Annotated in this window: 17 protein-coding genes; 7 read left to right on the top strand and 10 right to left on the bottom strand. The window is 56.8% G+C overall.

Annotation, left to right across the window (positions count from 1 at the left end):
• Positions 1 to 53: 53 nt before the first annotated feature.
• From BLU89_RS07550 to BLU89_RS07560, 3 genes are read right to left on the bottom strand one after another with little or no spacing between them, the layout of a single operon-like run.
• Positions 54 to 3,104 carry an efflux RND transporter permease subunit gene (locus BLU89_RS07550; RefSeq protein WP_074735728.1) on the bottom strand — a complete coding sequence of 1,017 codons (3,051 nt, stop codon included), beginning with the start codon at positions 3,102 to 3,104 and terminating at the stop codon, positions 54 to 56.
• 11 nt (positions 3,105 to 3,115) lie between these two features.
• Positions 3,116 to 4,153, bottom strand: coding sequence for an efflux RND transporter periplasmic adaptor subunit (locus tag BLU89_RS07555; protein ID WP_074735730.1), 1,038 nt, complete (start codon positions 4,151 to 4,153; stop codon positions 3,116 to 3,118).
• Positions 4,141 to 4,617, bottom strand: coding sequence for a MarR family winged helix-turn-helix transcriptional regulator (locus BLU89_RS07560; RefSeq protein WP_074735731.1), 477 nt, complete (start codon positions 4,615 to 4,617; stop codon positions 4,141 to 4,143). The genes BLU89_RS07555 and BLU89_RS07560 overlap by 13 nt, the downstream gene beginning before the upstream one ends.
• Before the next feature lie 154 nt (positions 4,618 to 4,771).
• Between BLU89_RS07560 and BLU89_RS07565 the strand changes: the two genes are divergently transcribed.
• Together BLU89_RS07565 and BLU89_RS21225 are read left to right on the top strand one after the other, a co-directional pair.
• On the top strand, positions 4,772 to 5,893 hold the full coding sequence (locus BLU89_RS07565; protein WP_074736480.1) for a beta-ketoacyl-ACP synthase III: 1,122 nt from the start codon (positions 4,772 to 4,774) through the stop codon (positions 5,891 to 5,893).
• 123 nt (positions 5,894 to 6,016) lie between these two features.
• Complete coding sequence (locus tag BLU89_RS21225) at positions 6,017 to 6,715, top strand: hypothetical protein (protein WP_143030521.1); 699 nt, start codon at positions 6,017 to 6,019, stop codon at positions 6,713 to 6,715.
• A gap of 124 nt (positions 6,716 to 6,839) precedes the next feature.
• On the opposite strand, the gene BLU89_RS07575 is transcribed toward BLU89_RS21225, so the two are convergent.
• Positions 6,840 to 7,301 (bottom strand): hypothetical protein, encoded by a 462-nt coding sequence (locus BLU89_RS07575; protein WP_074735734.1) that lies wholly within the window; start codon positions 7,299 to 7,301, stop codon positions 6,840 to 6,842.
• A gap of 358 nt (positions 7,302 to 7,659) precedes the next feature.
• On the opposite strand from BLU89_RS07575, the gene BLU89_RS07580 reads away from it, so the two are divergent.
• The gene (locus BLU89_RS07580) at positions 7,660 to 8,238 is read left to right on the top strand and encodes a thymidine kinase (protein WP_074735736.1); all 579 of its coding nucleotides are present in this window, start codon (positions 7,660 to 7,662) and stop codon (positions 8,236 to 8,238) included.
• Here the strand turns inward: BLU89_RS07580 and BLU89_RS07585 are convergent.
• From BLU89_RS07585 to BLU89_RS07605, 5 genes are all read right to left on the bottom strand, one after another.
• Entirely contained in the window at positions 8,235 to 9,185 is a 951-nt protein-coding gene (locus BLU89_RS07585) for a 2-hydroxyacid dehydrogenase (protein ID WP_074735737.1), read from the bottom strand. The genes BLU89_RS07580 and BLU89_RS07585 overlap by 4 nt on opposite strands.
• Complete coding sequence (locus BLU89_RS07590) at positions 9,185 to 9,523, bottom strand: tRNA-binding protein (protein WP_074735739.1); 339 nt, start codon at positions 9,521 to 9,523, stop codon at positions 9,185 to 9,187. Before BLU89_RS07590 ends, BLU89_RS07585 begins: the two co-directional genes overlap by 1 nt.
• Entirely contained in the window at positions 9,516 to 10,331 is an 816-nt protein-coding gene (proC, locus tag BLU89_RS07595; RefSeq protein ID WP_074735740.1) for a pyrroline-5-carboxylate reductase, read from the bottom strand. The genes BLU89_RS07590 and proC overlap by 8 nt, the downstream gene beginning before the upstream one ends.
• Before the next feature lie 33 nt (positions 10,332 to 10,364).
• A complete protein-coding gene (locus BLU89_RS07600; protein WP_074735742.1) occupies positions 10,365 to 10,865 on the bottom strand; it encodes a type III secretion system chaperone family protein in 501 nt (166 codons plus the stop codon).
• A gap of 315 nt (positions 10,866 to 11,180) precedes the next feature.
• The gene (locus BLU89_RS07605) at positions 11,181 to 11,429 is read right to left on the bottom strand and encodes an accessory factor UbiK family protein (protein WP_010441801.1); all 249 of its coding nucleotides are present in this window, start codon (positions 11,427 to 11,429) and stop codon (positions 11,181 to 11,183) included.
• Between the two features lie 97 nt (positions 11,430 to 11,526).
• On the opposite strand from BLU89_RS07605, the gene lgt reads away from it, so the two are divergent.
• From lgt to BLU89_RS07630, 4 genes are all read left to right on the top strand, one after another.
• Positions 11,527 to 12,414, top strand: a complete 888-nt coding sequence (gene lgt, locus BLU89_RS07610; protein ID WP_074735744.1) for a prolipoprotein diacylglyceryl transferase — start codon at positions 11,527 to 11,529, stop codon at positions 12,412 to 12,414.
• Positions 12,411 to 13,478 carry a class I SAM-dependent methyltransferase gene (locus BLU89_RS07615; protein WP_074735746.1) on the top strand — a complete coding sequence of 356 codons (1,068 nt, stop codon included), beginning with the start codon at positions 12,411 to 12,413 and terminating at the stop codon, positions 13,476 to 13,478. The genes lgt and BLU89_RS07615 overlap by 4 nt, the downstream gene beginning before the upstream one ends.
• Positions 13,475 to 14,233 carry a peptidoglycan editing factor PgeF gene (gene pgeF / locus BLU89_RS07620; RefSeq protein ID WP_074735748.1) on the top strand — a complete coding sequence of 253 codons (759 nt, stop codon included), beginning with the start codon at positions 13,475 to 13,477 and terminating at the stop codon, positions 14,231 to 14,233. The genes BLU89_RS07615 and pgeF overlap by 4 nt, the downstream gene beginning before the upstream one ends.
• A gap of 724 nt (positions 14,234 to 14,957) precedes the next feature.
• The gene (locus BLU89_RS07630; protein ID WP_074735752.1) at positions 14,958 to 15,740 is read left to right on the top strand and encodes a Hint domain-containing protein; all 783 of its coding nucleotides are present in this window, start codon (positions 14,958 to 14,960) and stop codon (positions 15,738 to 15,740) included.
• Positions 15,741 to 15,859: 119 nt separating this feature from the next.
• Here BLU89_RS07630 and BLU89_RS07635 read toward each other — a convergent pair whose 3' ends face one another.
• Entirely contained in the window at positions 15,860 to 16,360 is a 501-nt protein-coding gene (locus BLU89_RS07635; protein WP_074735754.1) for an Lrp/AsnC family transcriptional regulator, read from the bottom strand.
• Positions 16,361 to 16,408 lie beyond the last annotated feature (48 nt).

Here is a 16,408-nt window from a genome sequence, read left to right on the forward strand (position 1 = left end):
CCCGCACCCGACAGAATTGAAAAGCCCCGGCCAGCAGCCGGGGCTTTTTTTGTTTACAGAACCGGCTGTGGCGCCGGTTGCTGCCGCTCGTCCCTTGCAAAAAACAGCAGGTAAAACACCGGTGCTGCGACCATGGTCAGGACAGTCGCAAAGGCCAAACCACCCATGATTGTGACCGCCATCGACACAAAGAACGCATCCGTGAGCAGCGGCGCCATACCCAGAATGGTCGTGATCGCTGCCAGCATTACAGGGCGCAGACGCGATACCGAGGCTTCGACAATCGCGGGGCGCAAGGCCTTTCCAGTGGCACGGACCAGATCGATTTCCTCGACCAGTACGATGCCGTTCTTGATCAACATGCCCGACAGGCTCAGCAGTCCCAGCAGCGCCGTGAAGGTAAACGGCAAGCCAGTGCCCAGCAGGCCGATCACCACGCCATTCACAGACATCGGCACCAGCAACCAGATGATGACCGGTTGTCGGATTGCGTTGAACAATAGCACCGAGATCAACACCATGATCAACAGGCTCAGCGGCAATTGCCGTCCGAGACTGGCCTGTGCATCGCCCGAATCCTCGAACTCACCGCCCCATTCCATTGTATAACCGATGGGCAGTTCTATCTCTTCTATGGCGCTGCGCACTTCGGAATGCACCTGCGCGGCAGTCAGTTCTGGCGGGATGTCTGCGCCGACCGTGATGGTCAGCACCCGATCGCGACGATGCACCAGTGTATTGAGCGCCTTATACTCAAACCCGTCCACCATCTGTTCGATCGGGACAAAACGCTGAGACTGATCCGAATATACGACCTGATCCACGATCGAATACTGTCCGTCCGCCGGGCGGCGCAGGATAATCGGGATCTGGCGATCGCGTTCACGCAGCACACCCCCGGTGATGCCATCGGTCGAGAATTGCAGCGTGGCGGCGATATCTTCGCGCGTGACACCTGCAGTTTGGGCGCGTTCAGTGGCATAGATCGGTTGCACCGCAAGTTCTTGTTCGCGCCAGTCATAGTGGACATGCAGCGCATTCGGGGACGCGGCCGACATGCGCCGTACGGCTTCCTCGGCTAACTGACGCAGCACGACGGGATCACTGCCCGAGAACCGGGCCTGAATCGGGTCACCCCCACCCGGGCCGAACACCAGCCGCTTGGTGCGGAACTCGCCCTCGGGGAACTGGACCGAGCCGAACGCCTCGAGATCTGCCCGCAGAGCGGGGATATCGTCCAGCGTCTCGGTGCGGATGATCATGTGGCCATAGCTGGGGTTTGGCTTCTCGGCGGAATAGGTCAGCATAAACCGTGTCGCCCCCTGCCCAACAAAGGTGGCGACCGATACGACGTCATCCCGTTCTGCGAGCCATTTCTCGAATACGGCCATGTCTTCGGCGGTTCGTGCAATCGGTGTGCCCTGCGGCAGTTTGTAATGCACAAAGAACAGAGGCGTGTTCGAGTCGGGGAAGAATTGTTGTTTCATCAACCCAAAACCCGCGAAACAGACAAAGGTCACGCTGACCAACCCAGCAACCACAAGCCAGCGGAAGCGCAGCGCCCAGTTCAGGATCGCGCCATAGATACGGAACAGGATGCCGCCATAAGCATCAACCTCACCCTCTTTGCCCTGCTTGAAGAAATAATGCCCCAGCAACGGTGTCACCGTGATTGCCAGAACCCAGCTTAGCAGCAGCGAAATGCCAATGACCGCAAACAGCGAAAACAAGAACTCTCCGGTTGCATCAGGGCTGAGCCCAATCCCGGCGAAAGCCATGATCCCGATCACCGTCGCACCCAGCAGAGGAATTTGTGTTCTCGACGCGACATCTTCGGCCGCATCGCGCGATGCCTTGCCACCCAACATGGAAATCTGCATCCCCTCAGCAACCACGATTGCATTGTCGACCAGCATCCCCATCGCGATGATCAGCGCCCCCAATGAGATACGCTCCATTTCAATCGAAAAGAGCGACATGAACAGTAGCGTGCCAACCACCGTCAACAACAGGGTTGAACCCACAACAACAGCCGCGCGCCAACCCATGAAGATGGCAAGAACCGCCACTACGATGGTGACCGACATGGCAAGGTTCATAAGGAAATCGTTCGAGGCTTGTTCGACCACCACATGCTGCTGATAAACGGGCAAGACTTCGACACCAAATGGAATTTCGCTATCCAGTTCAGCCAATTTTGCATCGGCGCGTTTGCCAACCTCAACGATGTTTTCGGTGGCAAGCCCGGCAATGCCCAAAGTAAAGGCCTCAACCCCGTTGAACCGGATCATGATATCGGGATCGGTCTGCCTGCCACGATAGACATCGGACATATCAAAGAGGTTGATCACCTGCCCCTGCGACCCGACCGACAGCCCGGCAATCGCCGACACGCTGTCAGACCCTTCAGCCGTCAGAATGGTCGTCCGGTCACTCTGCGACCTCAGCGAACCCGACGAGTTAACCGAATCCGCGTTCGCAATAGCATCGTTTATCGCCTGCAACGGAACGTTCTGGTTCACAGAAATCGAAAGATCAGGCTCAATAAAAATCGCCTCTTCGGGCAGGCCCTGCACCTCGACATCGGCAACGCCATTGACTGTCAACAATTCGCGCCGCAGGAAGGTTGCCAGTTCATGTTTTTCCGCGTCCGAATACCCATCTGCCGTCACCGCATAGAACAGGCCGAACACATCGCCGAACCCATCATTTACAAAAGGTACACCAACGCCCGGGGGCAGACTTCGCGCCGCATCACGCACCTTGGCGCGCAGGCGTGTCCAGACGTTGGGTAGCTCGCTCCCGTCATAGGTGGATTTGATCTCGACCTCGATCAGGGAATGGCCAGGTTGGTTGACCGAAGTGATAACATCCACCTCGCCCATCTGCTGAATGGCGGATTCAAGAGGTTCCGAAACCTCCAGTGCGACTTGCTCGGCGGTGGCACCGGGGTATTGTGTGGCGATGACCGCATTTTTGATTGTGAAAGCAGGATCTTCCAGACGGCCCAGCGACAGGAAACCCCAGATTCCGCCAAACAAGGCGATCAGAATAAACAGCCACGTATAGAGCGGCCGGTCAATCGAAGTGCGGGCGATGTTCATCCGATCCGTCCTTAGTTCGCAAAGCCAGAGAAGCGCCGGACAGTCTGCCCATCTGTAAGCGCCCCACCGCCGGCCACAACGATTTCGTCACCATCCGACAATCCCGTGAGCACACGGACATCACCGGTTTGTGTCGGTTCGATAGTGACAGGCACGCGCCTGACTGCGCCTTCGTCCGCACCGACGGGCGAAAACACCCATACCCCGAGATCACCACTCGCATCCGCTACGACAGCGGTTGGCGGGACGAAAATCCCGACCCGTTCATCCTGCACCTGAACCGTCACAGTTACGGATGAACCCGGCAAAATCTGCAGCCCCTCGGGGGGAGTGAGCCCAAACTGGATGCGAAAGGTTTGCCCCACGCTCGAGGTTTCTGCGTCGAATTCCCGAATCTCCAACGGAAAGACTTCATCACTGACCGGAAACTTGGCCGTAATGGTAATGTCATCTTCCCGGCCCGACCGTTGAAACAGAATCTCAGGCACGTCGACCTCGATCCGCAGTTCGGACATATCGTGGATACGCACGATCGGGGTACCTCCCGCTACGGTCGTAAACGCTTCGACCGCGCGGCTGGAAACCAGCGCGTCGAACGGCGCGGTCAGGGTTGCGTGTTCCAGGGCGTATTCGGCATCCCTTTCGGCAATCGCTGCCAGCTGTGCGGCGGTCTCGGCATCATCTACCGCGACCTGGCTGGCCGCAGTGCCGCGCAGACGAGACAGGCGCGCAAGTGTGCGGTTTGCCTGATCCTTTTGAAGGCTTGCCCGGTCGCGCGCCAGTTCAAACGGTTCCTGATCCAAACGGGCAATCAGTCCGCCTTTTGGAATGACAAAACCTTCGGTCACCGGCATCTCGACGATCTGCCCGGCCACCTGAAAAGCCAGATCTACGGTCTGGCGGGCGGCAACACGACCGAAGAACTGGCGCGAAAAGCCGGGCGTTGTTTCACTTACCTGCATCAGTTTCACAGGCTTTGGCACGTCTTGCGCTGCAGCGGGTACCACAAATACAGCAAGGATCAGGCTCAGAGAGGTCAGGAGTCGCATTTCTTCAATCCCTCGGGAATTCCGGTTTTCACAATATTGTCGCGAATTTTACGCGCGAGGCGAGCGAACACGGCGGTTTCATCGCTGTTCAAGCCAGACGCACTGCGAAACAGCTCTCCGGCGGTGGCAACCAACATGTTGCGCGCCTCTTCACCCTGCTCCGTCAGGACCAACAGCCAGGCGCGGCGATCTTCGGGATCACGTTGACGGGTCAAATACCCAGCCTGCTCAAGCGCGTCGGCTGTTGCGGTGATTGTTGAGGGAACTGTTAACATATCCGCTGCAAGCACACCCATACGTTTGGGCGCATCCAGCTTGATCAGCATGTGACATTCCTGATGACTCAGGTCCGTTTCGATACTGTCAAAACTCTCTTCCAGTTTCCAATAAAGCGCATAGACCCCCATCATCGCCTGAATCTCAGGGCTGAGGCGTCCCAATCTGGCGCTGACATCATCTGACATGAAACCGCTCCGTTCGAATCGTGGCGACATATATTTCAGATTATGAACTATTCAAGTACTGAACTTGATGACCCAGCATTCCCTTGGGTCAACACACCTTGATCAACAGCGTCCGCGGCTGCATTTTGTGCAGATCACGAAATCAGGACCCGCCATGTATACCCCCGCCATCACCGGTACCGGTGTCTATACGCCAGAAAATGTCATCACCAATGCCGAACTGGTTGAGGCATTCAACGCCTATGCCGACCGGATGAATGCTGAAAACGCCGAAGCCATCGAGGCAGGACAACTGGAGCCGATGCAACGTTCTTCGGAAGAGTTCATCGTAAAGGCGTCGGGCATCGAGAACCGCTATGTGATGGACAAAGCCGGTGTTCTGAACGCTGAGATCATGCACCCTTTGCTGCGACAGCGCAGCGATGATGAACCGGGGATCATGACCGAAATGGCGGTAGATGCCTGCCAGAAAGCGTTGACACAAGCAGGACGCAGCGCCGCGGATGTCGATCTGGTGATCTGCGCGGCCTCGAACCATGAACGGGCTTATCCGGCAATTGCCATCGAAATTCAGCAGGCTCTGGGGATTGAAGGCTTTGGGTTCGACATGAACGTGGCCTGCTCGTCTGCCACGTTCGGCATTCAGGCGGCTGCGGATATGGTGCGATCCGGCTCGGTGAAGGCGGCGCTGGTGGTCAATCCCGAAATTTGCTCGGGCCATCTGGAATGGCGCGACCGGGATTGTCACTTCATCTTCGGCGATGTGGCCACCGCGACGCTGATCGAGCGCGCCGAGAACGCTCAGGGACCGCATTTCGAGATCATCTCAACCCGCTGCGCCACCGCGTTCTCAAACAACATCCGCAACAACAACGGCTTCCTGCGCCGCTTTCGCCCTGATGGGCTGAATGATCGCCGCGACATGCAATTCATGCAGAACGGCCGCAAAGTGTTCAAGGAAGTGCTGCCGATGGTCAGCAAGCACATCAGCGACCACATGCAGGCCGAAGGTATCAACAGCGGCGATCTGAAACGTCTGTGGCTGCACCAGGCCAACAAGACGATGAACGACTTCATTGGCAAGAAAGTACTGGGTCGCGAACCCGATTCAGACGAACAGCCCAACATCCTGCAGGACTACGCGAACACTTCATCCGCCGGTTCTATCATTGCGTTCTCAAAACACTCTGATGATCTGGAAGCGGGTGATGTAGGTCTGATTTGTTCGTTCGGTGCAGGATATTCAGTCGGGTCCGTTATCGTCAAACGGCATTGATCGGCCACCCCGGTTTCTCAAGATTTCTTCAGACAGGCGCAACAGCTCCTTCATCTTCGCCCATCACATCGGGAATCGGATGCCCTGTGCATTCGAGTGATGTAGCTATGGGAGCCCTCTGTTATGGGAAATAAGATTCGAGTTGGAATGGCCGCGCTGGTTGTCGCGCCATTTATCGGTTTCACAGCAACCGGCGCCATCGCCGAGCCACAGGTCTGCACGGTCAACACCGCGCGCGCGGCGGCGAATGAAGGTGATTTCGATACGCTTTGCGGCTGTTCGCATGTCACCAGGGGATTTGTCACGCATCTGCAGAAGCGTTCGGATTTTGCTTCGATCCTGCAAAACACATCAGCACAATGTCCGGGTCTGACCCAGCTGTTGAGCGATCTGCCGACTGCATCGATTGCCAGCACAAATCGCGGGGAAGACCGCAGCAGCGATCCTGCCTCGCAGTCAACCGGCTCGTCCAGATCCGGGAAATCCGGCAATGACGGCGGCAAACCGGGCGACAGAAGTGATGCGGGTGGTGGCGGAGACCAACCCGGTGATAGTGGAGACACACCCGGCAAGGGCGGTGGTAAAGGCGACCACGGCGGAGGCGACAAACCCGGCAAGGGTGGTGGCAAAGGCGGCCACGGCGGAGGCGACAAACCCGGCAAGGGTGGTGGTAAAGGCGGCCACGGCGGAGGCGACAAACCCGGCAAGGGTGGTGGTAAAGGCGGCCACGGCGGAGGCGACAAACCCGGCAAGGGTGGCGGTAAAGGCGGCCACGGCGGAGGCGACAAACCCGGCAAGGGTGGTGGAAAAGGAAAAAAGTAGACCACCCTGAATACGAGTCGTCTTGCACACTGAGCCGCCTGGTCGGCTCAGTTCAGCAGCCAAGACAAGGGTTGAACCTGTTTATCTGGAAATCGCACCCGCGATCGTATCAGGATCGGGTCAGTCAGCTTACGCTTTCTTCTTCCAGATGCAATTTCATTTCGATCAACACCTGTTGCAACATACTGGTTTCTCTAAGCAACCGTTTCGCCTCGTTCACGGTGATGATGCCATCTTCGATGGCCGACTGATACTCTGTCATCAGCATGGCGAACCGCTGGCTCAGCGCTATGACGTCCGAGTTCACTCCGCCAGTTCGCGGACTGTCCGAGTTTCGCCCGTCATAGGACAGCGTGATGTTCTTCAAATCCGCCAGGGCGGCGGTCACATGTGGATAGGCCGCCGCATTTTCCAGCCGTGCAACGGCGTCCACTGGCATGAACCTGTCAGCATGTTCTGCGTTGTCGGAATAGTACCGACCCAACGTTGCCTTGGATTTTCCAGTGATCTCACATGCTGCTTCGATTCCGACATCCTTAACCAATGCCTCGGTATGCTTTTTCAGATAGGCCCCGATATCTGCCATTTTGCTACCCTTGTTACCTGCTCTCCCGCCCCCCGTCTGTCCTTGCCGGGGGAAAGGGTAGGGAAATTTCCCATATTCGATACATAATTGAAATGGCATAAATTGACTATCCCTCAGATATGCAGGGGTTTTGTGAGTGAGTGGCGGCCATTCGTGCCGGTAATGAGTGAATGCGGGGCAAGATTATAGCCTTGCAATGTATAGGCCGCATGTAGGCCGAAGACGCCGTTGTTGCGGAGACGAGGTTATCCATCCCCAAGAGCATCTGCTCGGCCTCGGCTACCGCGATGGCGGCGTCACTTAACCCGACTCTCTCTGACGGCTTGCTCAAGTGGATCAGGCGAATTAGACCCTCAGCATGGCAAAACTATATTTCAACTATTCGACCATGAACGCGGGCAAATCGACAGTATTGCTGCAGGCGTCGCACAACTACCGCGAACGCGGCATGGACACCTATCTTATGACCGCCGCCATTGATGGGCGTGCTGGTGAGGGGCAAATCGCCTCACGAATCGGCATTTCCGAGAGAGCGGAAATGTTCCACCCCACAGACGATGTGTTTGCCATGATTGAAAACCGTCTGAAACAGGGGCAGATTGCCTGCGTGTTCATCGATGAGGCCCAGTTCCTGACTGAAGCGCAGGTCTGGCAACTAGTAAGCGCTGTTGACGATCTCGGAGTTCCAGTGCTGACATACGGATTGCGTGTGGATTTTCAGGGCAAGCTGTTCCCTGGGTCTGCGGCCCTGTTGGCATTAGCCGACGAGATGCGTGAGGTCCGCACCATCTGCGAATGCGGTCGCAAGGCGACAATGGTGATTCGTCAGGATGAAAACGGGAATACCATCACAGAAGGGGCTCAGGTCCAGATTGGCGGGAACGAGACCTATGTCTCGCTCTGCCGCAAACATTGGCGTGAGGCCGTCGGCGGTTAGATCGGGTTTGGCAAGGATCGCCCGGCAACAAACGCCGCCACATTGTCCAATGCCATATGACCCATGTCGGTGCGCACCTCTTCGGTAGCGGTGCCCAGATGGGGCAGCAAGGTCACATTTTCCATTTCGCGCAAGGTTTGCGGAACCCTGGGTTCGAACTCGTAGACATCCAGCCCTGCACCTGCGATCTGGCCCGCTTGCAAAGCCGAGATCAAGGCAGATTCATCAATGACTTCACCACGGGCGATGTTGACCAGAATGCCCGTGGGGTTCATGGCCTCTAACATTTCGGCGTTAATCAGGTGGCGGGTCTCCGCCCCTCCGGGGACAGCTACAACAAGGAAATCCACTGTCGCCGCCAAGGCGCTCAGATTAGGAATGTACTGAGCCGGAAAATCCACCTGCTTCGGGCTGCGTGATTGATACGCGATACGCATGCCGAACCCGAAATGGCAACGTCGGGCAATGGCTTGCCCAATCCGGCCCAATCCGACGATTCCCACTTTTTTACCGGTTACATGCTGGCCCAGCATCTGCGTTGGATGCCATCCTTCCCACTGGCCTGATCTGACCAGGCGCTCCCCCTCGCCCGCACGGCGCGCAGTGGTCAGCAACAGCGTCATGGCTATATCGGCCGTGGCATCCGTGACAGCGCCGGGCGTATTAGTCACCAGAAGGCCTGCTGCCTGCGCGGCGCCCACATCAATGTGATTGTAGCCAACCCCGAAATTTGCCAACAACTTACAGCGTGGTTCAGACGTTTGGGCAAATATGTGTGCGGAAAACTGATCCCCGAGTGTTGGGATCACGACATCAAACTCGGTTAACGCGCGTACCATCTCTGATTGTGTCAGGGGCGTAGTCACCTCACGGAGTTCTACATCGAACTCCGCTCGGGCACGGGCTTCGACAGCCTCGGTCATGGGGCGAGCGATCAGCAGCTTCATCAGTGCATCCGCCCGCCGGTCGGAACCTCGCCATCCGGGCCGATCAAAACGATTTCTCCATTTTCATCGGGCAGGCCCAGAACCAGAACCTCAGACATGAACTTACCGATCTGACGTGGCGGAAAGTTTACCACAGCCATCACTTGCTTTCCGATCAGTATCGTCGGGTCGTAATGCCGGGTGATCTGCGCCGAGGTTCTGCGCTCACCAATTTCATCACCAAAGTCGATCCACATTTTGATCGCGGGTTTGCGGGCCTCTGGGTAAGGCTCCGCGCGGACGACCTCGCCAACACGAATGTCGACTTTGAGAAAATCGTCAAATGTGATCTCACTCACGGGACAGCTCCTTGGATCTGTTGGTTGCGGCTTTGACGGCGCGGTGCAGCAGGTCAGGAAAACCTTCTTCTTCGTGCATCAGAATTTCAAGCGCGGCCTGTGTGGTGCCGTTGGGAGAGGTAACGTTGACCCGCAATTGCGAGGGGTGTTCATCTGCGGCCATCGCCAACGCCCCTGCCCCAGCGACCGTTGATTTTGCCAACTTCATCGCAAGTTCCGGAGGCAAGCCATGTGCCTCGCCTGCCTGCGCCAGTGCTTCGATCAGGTGGAATACATAAGCCGGGCCCGAGCCACTGACCCCGGTGACGGCATCCATCTGAGTCTCATCATCAAGGCGCACCGTTTCGCCAATGGTGGAAAGTAATCCCTCGGCTAACACAATATCCGCATCCGAGGCTTCCGAGTTCCCAATCAGCGCCGTAATCCCTTTCCGAACCGCCGCAGGTGTATTTGGCATTGCACGGATGATCGGTGTGCCTGGCCCCAGAACGTCTTCGAAAGTAGCCAATGACGTACCTGCAGCGACCGAAATGAACAGGCTGTCACCACCGCCCAACGCCTGAATCGCAGGCAAAGCCTCACCCATCATCTGCGGCTTTACTGCAACCAAGACAACTGCGGGGGCTTCGGGAAGGGGGGTGTTGATGTTGACGCCCTGCGCCTTCAGCCAGTCCGAGGGATGGGGATCAATCACCCAAACCGATGCTGCAGGCAGGCCATGTTCCATCCAGCCCGCAAGCATCGCCGAACCCATCTTGCCACATCCCAGAAGCACCAAGCCCTGTTCTGCGACGCGTGAGATATCCATATTTGCCCCTCCCCTTTGGTTCGGGGCAAAGCATTACGCGCGGCCGTAGGCCTCTGCAATGGCGACTTGCATTGCATCTTCGGGGTCGCGGTTTCCCCATGTGACCAGCTGAATCGCAGGGTAATAGCGCTCGGCGCTCAGCACAGCGGCGGTGATCATTGTGTCGATCTGTTCCGGGCTGGCCGTTTGCCCACCAGTCAGAACCAGACCATAGCGATAGACCATCAGTTTCTGATTGGCCCAGTAGGTAAATGCCCCGGCCCAACACTGATCGTTCATCTTGTTCAGCAGCTCATAAAGCTCGCTTTCACGCTCAGCCGGAGGCTCCATCTCGAAGGAACACACCATCCGCAGGGTCTCATCATAGTTAGACCAGGCCAATGTAATCGAGTATGTGCGCCACTGTCCTTCGACAGCCATGGCAATCTGATCATCACCGATCCGGTCAAAATCCCAGTCGTGATGCTCTGCAAGATGTTCAACAATGTCGATCGGATGAAGGTCTTCTTCGAGATACTGCTCGGAAAGGGCCATAATGCCACCTCACTAATCTCTAGCATTTTGGGGCTGGCAGCGCCCCAGCGCTAGTTGCCTGCTCTACAAGCCGGGCTTCCCCAGTCTGCCTGTACTAAATATGGTGCGACGCGAGCAGAGTTCTGGCAACCCTATTTGTTGGGGATAACAGCAATAAGTTGTGGACTGTTGGCAACGCCTATCAAAATATTGGCACTAAACGCAGCTTTGTCTTGATTAATTTCTGCAGAGCGGCAAAATACACAACACCGACCAATCCAAGATCGGATTGCGCGGCGAATGCACTTTGCCTGAAAATTTGAACTTCTGCCGACGTTACTTGTCGAGCTTCGCCTCAAGCGCGGCGATGCGCTGTTCCAGCGCGGCATTTTCTTCGCGTGCTTTCTGCGCCATGGCCCGAACAGCATCAAACTCTTCACGGGTGACAAAATCGCGATCCGCCAACCAGCGGTCCATCATCGATTTCATCGCATTTTCAGCTTCTTCCCGCGCCCCTTGCGCCACGCCCATGGCGTTGGTCATGAGTTGAGACATATCGTCCAGAATCTTGTTACGGGTTTGCATGGGCTTTCTCCGATTTCACGATTGCTCTCTATATGGGTAAAGAATGGCCCGGGCTCAAGGTTGACTTGCCCCACTAACCCCGGGCAATGAGACGCACATGCAGGCTGTTCTGAATTTCCCCGATTTGTCACCCGAATTGTTCACAATCTCACTGTTCGGGATGGAATTTGCGCTGCGCTGGTATGCGTTGGCCTATATTGTCGGCATCCTGATCGCGTGGCGCATGGCGCTGACGGCACTGCGGCGAACTGCGCTTTGGGCGGGCGAAACGCCACCAATGCGCCCCGAACAGCTTGAGGATTTGATCACCTGGATCATTCTGGGCGTCATCCTTGGGGGCAGATTGGGATTCGTCCTGTTCTATCAACCTGCATATTACCTGTCGCACCCACAGGATATCTTAAAGGTCTGGCAGGGTGGTATGGCGTTTCACGGCGGCCTGCTGGGCGTGATCATCGCCAGCTATCTGTACGGCAAACGCCACAAGATATCGATTCTCTCTTTGGGCGATCTTGTCGCCCACACCGTGCCGCCCGGGTTGCTATTGGGTCGATTGGCGAATTTCACCAATGCCGAGCTTTGGGGCCGACCCACCGAGGTACCGTGGGCAGTGATCTTCCCCGGTGCTGCCGCCCAGGATTGCCCTGACGTTATCGCCGGAATGTGTGCCCGACACCCTTCGCAACTATATGAGGCCGCGCTTGAGGGGGTGATCCTCGGTGCACTTCTGATCTGGTTGGCCTATCGGCGCGGCGCGTTTCAGAAACCTGGTCTGATTATGGGTATTTTCCTTGCAGGCTACGGGGCTTCGCGGTTCTTGGTCGAATTCTTTCGCCAGCCCGACGCGCAATTCGTAACGCCCGGCAACCCACTGGGGCTGGCATGGCATGTTGGCGGGTATGGTCTGACCATGGGGCAGCTTCTGTCGCTGCCGATGATAGCGCTTGGCCTTTGGTTTGCGCTACGGGCGCGGCACAGATCATGAATCTGAAGGAACTTCTGCTCCTCCGCATTCAAAATGATGGCCCTATGACCGTCGCTGACTACATGACAGAGTGTCTGATGCACCCTGACCATGGATATTATACGACCCGCGATCCGCTGGGTGCGCAGGGTGATTTCATCACCGCCCCCGAGATCAGCCAGATGTTCGGAGAACTCATCGGCATTTGTTTGGCGCAAGCCTGGCTCGGGCAAGGCAAACCCGAACGGTTCGTGCTGGCCGAGCTTGGTCCCGGTCGGGGCACCCTGATGGCGGATATCCTGCGCGCCACAAAAGGGGTTCCTGGCTTCCACAACGCGGCGGAGATCGCATTGCTCGAAGCCTCACCAACCCTGCGCAGCATTCAATCCGAGACGCTGCAGGGGTTCGAGCCCCGGTGGATCAAAGCCATTTCTGACCTCCCGGACCTGCCTTTACTGCTGGTGGCGAACGAGTTCTTTGACGCTCTTCCGATCCGCCAGTTCCTGCGCGATGGCGCGGGCTGGCGCGAGCGGCTGGTCGGCAGCGACGGAACCTCGCTTGCCTTCGGCCTTGGGCCGCAATCGGTTCATGCCTCGCTGAGTGAACGCTTGAAGGACACGCAGGATGGCGATCTGGTAGAGCTGTGCCCCGCCGCGATCCCTATACTGAGCACCGTCGCCGGGCAAATTTCACGCAATGGCGGGGCTGCGTTGATCATCGATTATGGTGACTGGCGATCGCTTGGAGACACTCTGCAAGCATTGCAGGCACATAAATCGGCCGACCCGTTGGGCCAGCCTGGCCAGGCAGATCTGACCGCGCATGTCGATTTTGAAATTTTGGCAGATGCGGTTCGTGCCTCGGGTTGCACCCATACAAAGTTGACACCACAAGGCGTATTCCTTGAACGCCTTGGGATCACGCCGCGCGCGCAGTCGCTTGCGGCCCCACTCAGCGGACCACAGCTTGAGACGCTGATCGCTGCACATCGACGGTTGACGCATCCCGATGAAATGGGAAACCTGTTCAAAGTACTGGGCCTGTATCCACAAAACGCCGCGCCGCCACCGGGACTGGAAGCATGACACTGGAAATTTTCACCTCAGACATACTGTCGCCCGTGCGACATGGTTTTTTCAGCCGTCAGGGTGGCGCGTCGTCTGGCATTTTCCATGGATTGAATTGCGGCACCGGATCATCGGATTTGGCCGAGGCCGTGGCATTGAACCGTCGCCGCGTTGCCGAAGCGATGGAGGTGGCCCCTGAGGCGATGATTGGTGTGCACCAGGTGCATTCCCCAACCGTAGTTACGGTCGATGAGCCGATGACCGGTGACAAACCCAAGGCGGATGCAGTGGTAACTTCGACGCCGGGCCTGGCGTTGACGATTCTGACCGCTGATTGCCAGCCAGTGTTGTTTGCCGATCCTGGCGCCAATGTGATCGGTGCGGCACATGCGGGATGGCGCGGCGCTTTGAACGGTGTGCTTGAGGCAACGCTAGACGCAATGGAGGCATTGGGAGCCCGCAGAAAAGAAATCGTTGCCGTGATTGGTCCAACAATTTCGCAACGCGCGTACGAAGTGGGCTCCGAGTTTATGGACGGCTTTCTTGCGGACGCACCCGAGAATGCGCGCTTCTTTGCGAATGGCAATGGTGACAGATTACAGTTCGACCTACCTGCCTTTGGCCTGCACCGACTGCGTGAGGCCGGAGTCGGCAAGGCCGAGTGGATTCGTCATTGCACTTATTCCGATCCAGACAGGTTTTATTCCTATCGGCGGTCTACCCACGCCAATGAGGTCGACTACGGTAGATTGATTTCCGCAATCCGACTGTGAATCTAGTCCAAATTGAGGTCATTTCGCCCAGTTTTTGCCACATTTCTTGTGTTTATCTGAATCAGAATCGTATCAAATTTTAGCCGATGCTCAGGCGGTTACCCTGATTTGGGACCCCAGCGCGTTAGCAACATTAACAAAGAGGTATCTGCAACCTTCATTTTGTCCTCAATTCATCCCGGATCAGCCTTATAGGCGCCTCAAATCAGCGTCACATTAGGTTCATAAACGGGAACAGGGCATACCGCCCTATCGAAGCAGGACAATGAACATGAAATCGAAATCACGCTTTCTCAGTGCCGTATTCGCGGCTGTCAAAGATCAGGAACCGGAAATGCCCTGGAAGCGGGTTTCAAGTCACTCTGTCAGAGTTGCGCGCCGTCTGGCGGCTAAACGCTGACACAGCAACCCCATGAGACCAGCTGCCGGTCTCAACGGGCACAACACATGTCGGATGTAGCTCCGGTTCGATATGTGCGGTCGCAATCAGGATTGCGACCATGTTTCGGAGCGTGTGTGCAGGCAATTGCAGCCTGCGGTTTACGAGTTTGTCTGGGGGGTCATGAACTTGGCCAAAACACTGGTGTTTTCTTTTTCGGCGCTGTTCATTCGCGGCGGCCATCGTGTGTTTTTCCCTTTGATTAAAGACAAAGAATACAGTCGTCTGGCGGGCTTGCACGGGGGTTCAAACCGCCCGGACGGACATTAGAGGGGACGGAATACTATGCCTATTCCAAATTCTCTGGCCCGCGCTGCCAGAAACGCGATCGAGACGTCAGCGCTGTTGCGCCAAGCGCCTCGACCGACGACAACACAAAAGGCTCAGCTTCGACGGTACGAAGTGTGCACTCTGCTGAAAAACGGGGATATTTCACAGACGCGCCACATCGCGCCCGCTTTACCGATGTTCGAAGATGCGTTCTGTGCTTTCACTCGCGGATCGCTGGTCGATACGCCGCAAGGCCCCATGGCCATCGAAGACCTGCTACCCGGTGACGACGTTCTCACTCAGGACGGATCATCTGAAACCGTGCTTTGGAAAGGGTCTGTCACACTGATCCCCGGGCGCGAGGATACACGTGGCCGGACCCGGCCGCTTACAAGGATCATGGCCGACACGTTCGGGATGCAAAAGCCGATGTCAGGTGTCATCACGGGGCCTGCCGCCCGGCTACTTGGCACACCTGCGCATATGCGCCACTTGAACGATGGCCAGCCTATGCTGACACCTGTCAGCGAGTTCCATGATGGAACCAGCGTCATTGAAACACTGCCGCCCACGCCGGTGGAACTGTTTCACATCTGCGTCGCGCGCCATTCCGTTATTCGAGTCGATGGGCTGCAGTTCGAAACCTACCATCCGGGTGTTAACGCGGTGCGGATGATCAGCCATTCCCTGCGTTCGATCTATCTGAACCTGTTCGCTCATATCGAATCGCTGAATGATTTTGGACCATTGCTCATGCCGCGTGCCGGTGATGGGGAAATTGACGCTTTGACAGCGTAAGTTTTGTTAAACAGTACTGCAATGTGGGGGCATCATGCAGATTTTACTAAGTTGGGCACTATCCCTGGCCGTGGCAGCCATGCTGTCACCTTGCGCGGTGGATCAATCTGGGGTCAGGTTCAGGCCGTCCGGTTCATCCGGTCTTCCAGTACGTCAAATGGTACGCCTGGCTCGTCTTTTGCGCCTCGGATAACAAGCGAGGTTTTGACGCTGGCCACGTTCGGCGTGGTCAGCAACTCGCCCGTCAGAAATTGCTGAAAACTGCTGAGATCCGGTGCGACGCATTTCAGGATGAAATCCACCTCGCCGTTCAGCATGTGACATTCGCGGACCAGAGGCCAGTCCCGGCAACGGCCTTCAAAGGCGCTGAGTTCGGATTCCGCCTGACTCTCGAGCCCGACCATAGCGAAGACTTGCACCTCAAACCCCAGTTCGCGGGCGTTCACCTCGGCATGATAGCCGTGGATATAGCCCGAATCCTCCAACGTCCGCACCCGGCGCAGGCAGGGCGGGGCCGAAATTCCGACACGCTTGGCAAGTTCAACATTGGTCATACGGCCATCGGCCTGTAGCTCCGCAAGAATCTTGCGGTCGATTTCATCCAGCCGGGTCGTGACCATCAAATGCTCCTGAGTTTTTCGGTTGTTATAACAGCAGCCCCGTTGGGC

The organism is Ruegeria halocynthiae, from assembly GCF_900106805.1.
In the GTDB taxonomy this organism is placed as follows: domain Bacteria; phylum Pseudomonadota; class Alphaproteobacteria; order Rhodobacterales; family Rhodobacteraceae; genus Ruegeria; species Ruegeria halocynthiae.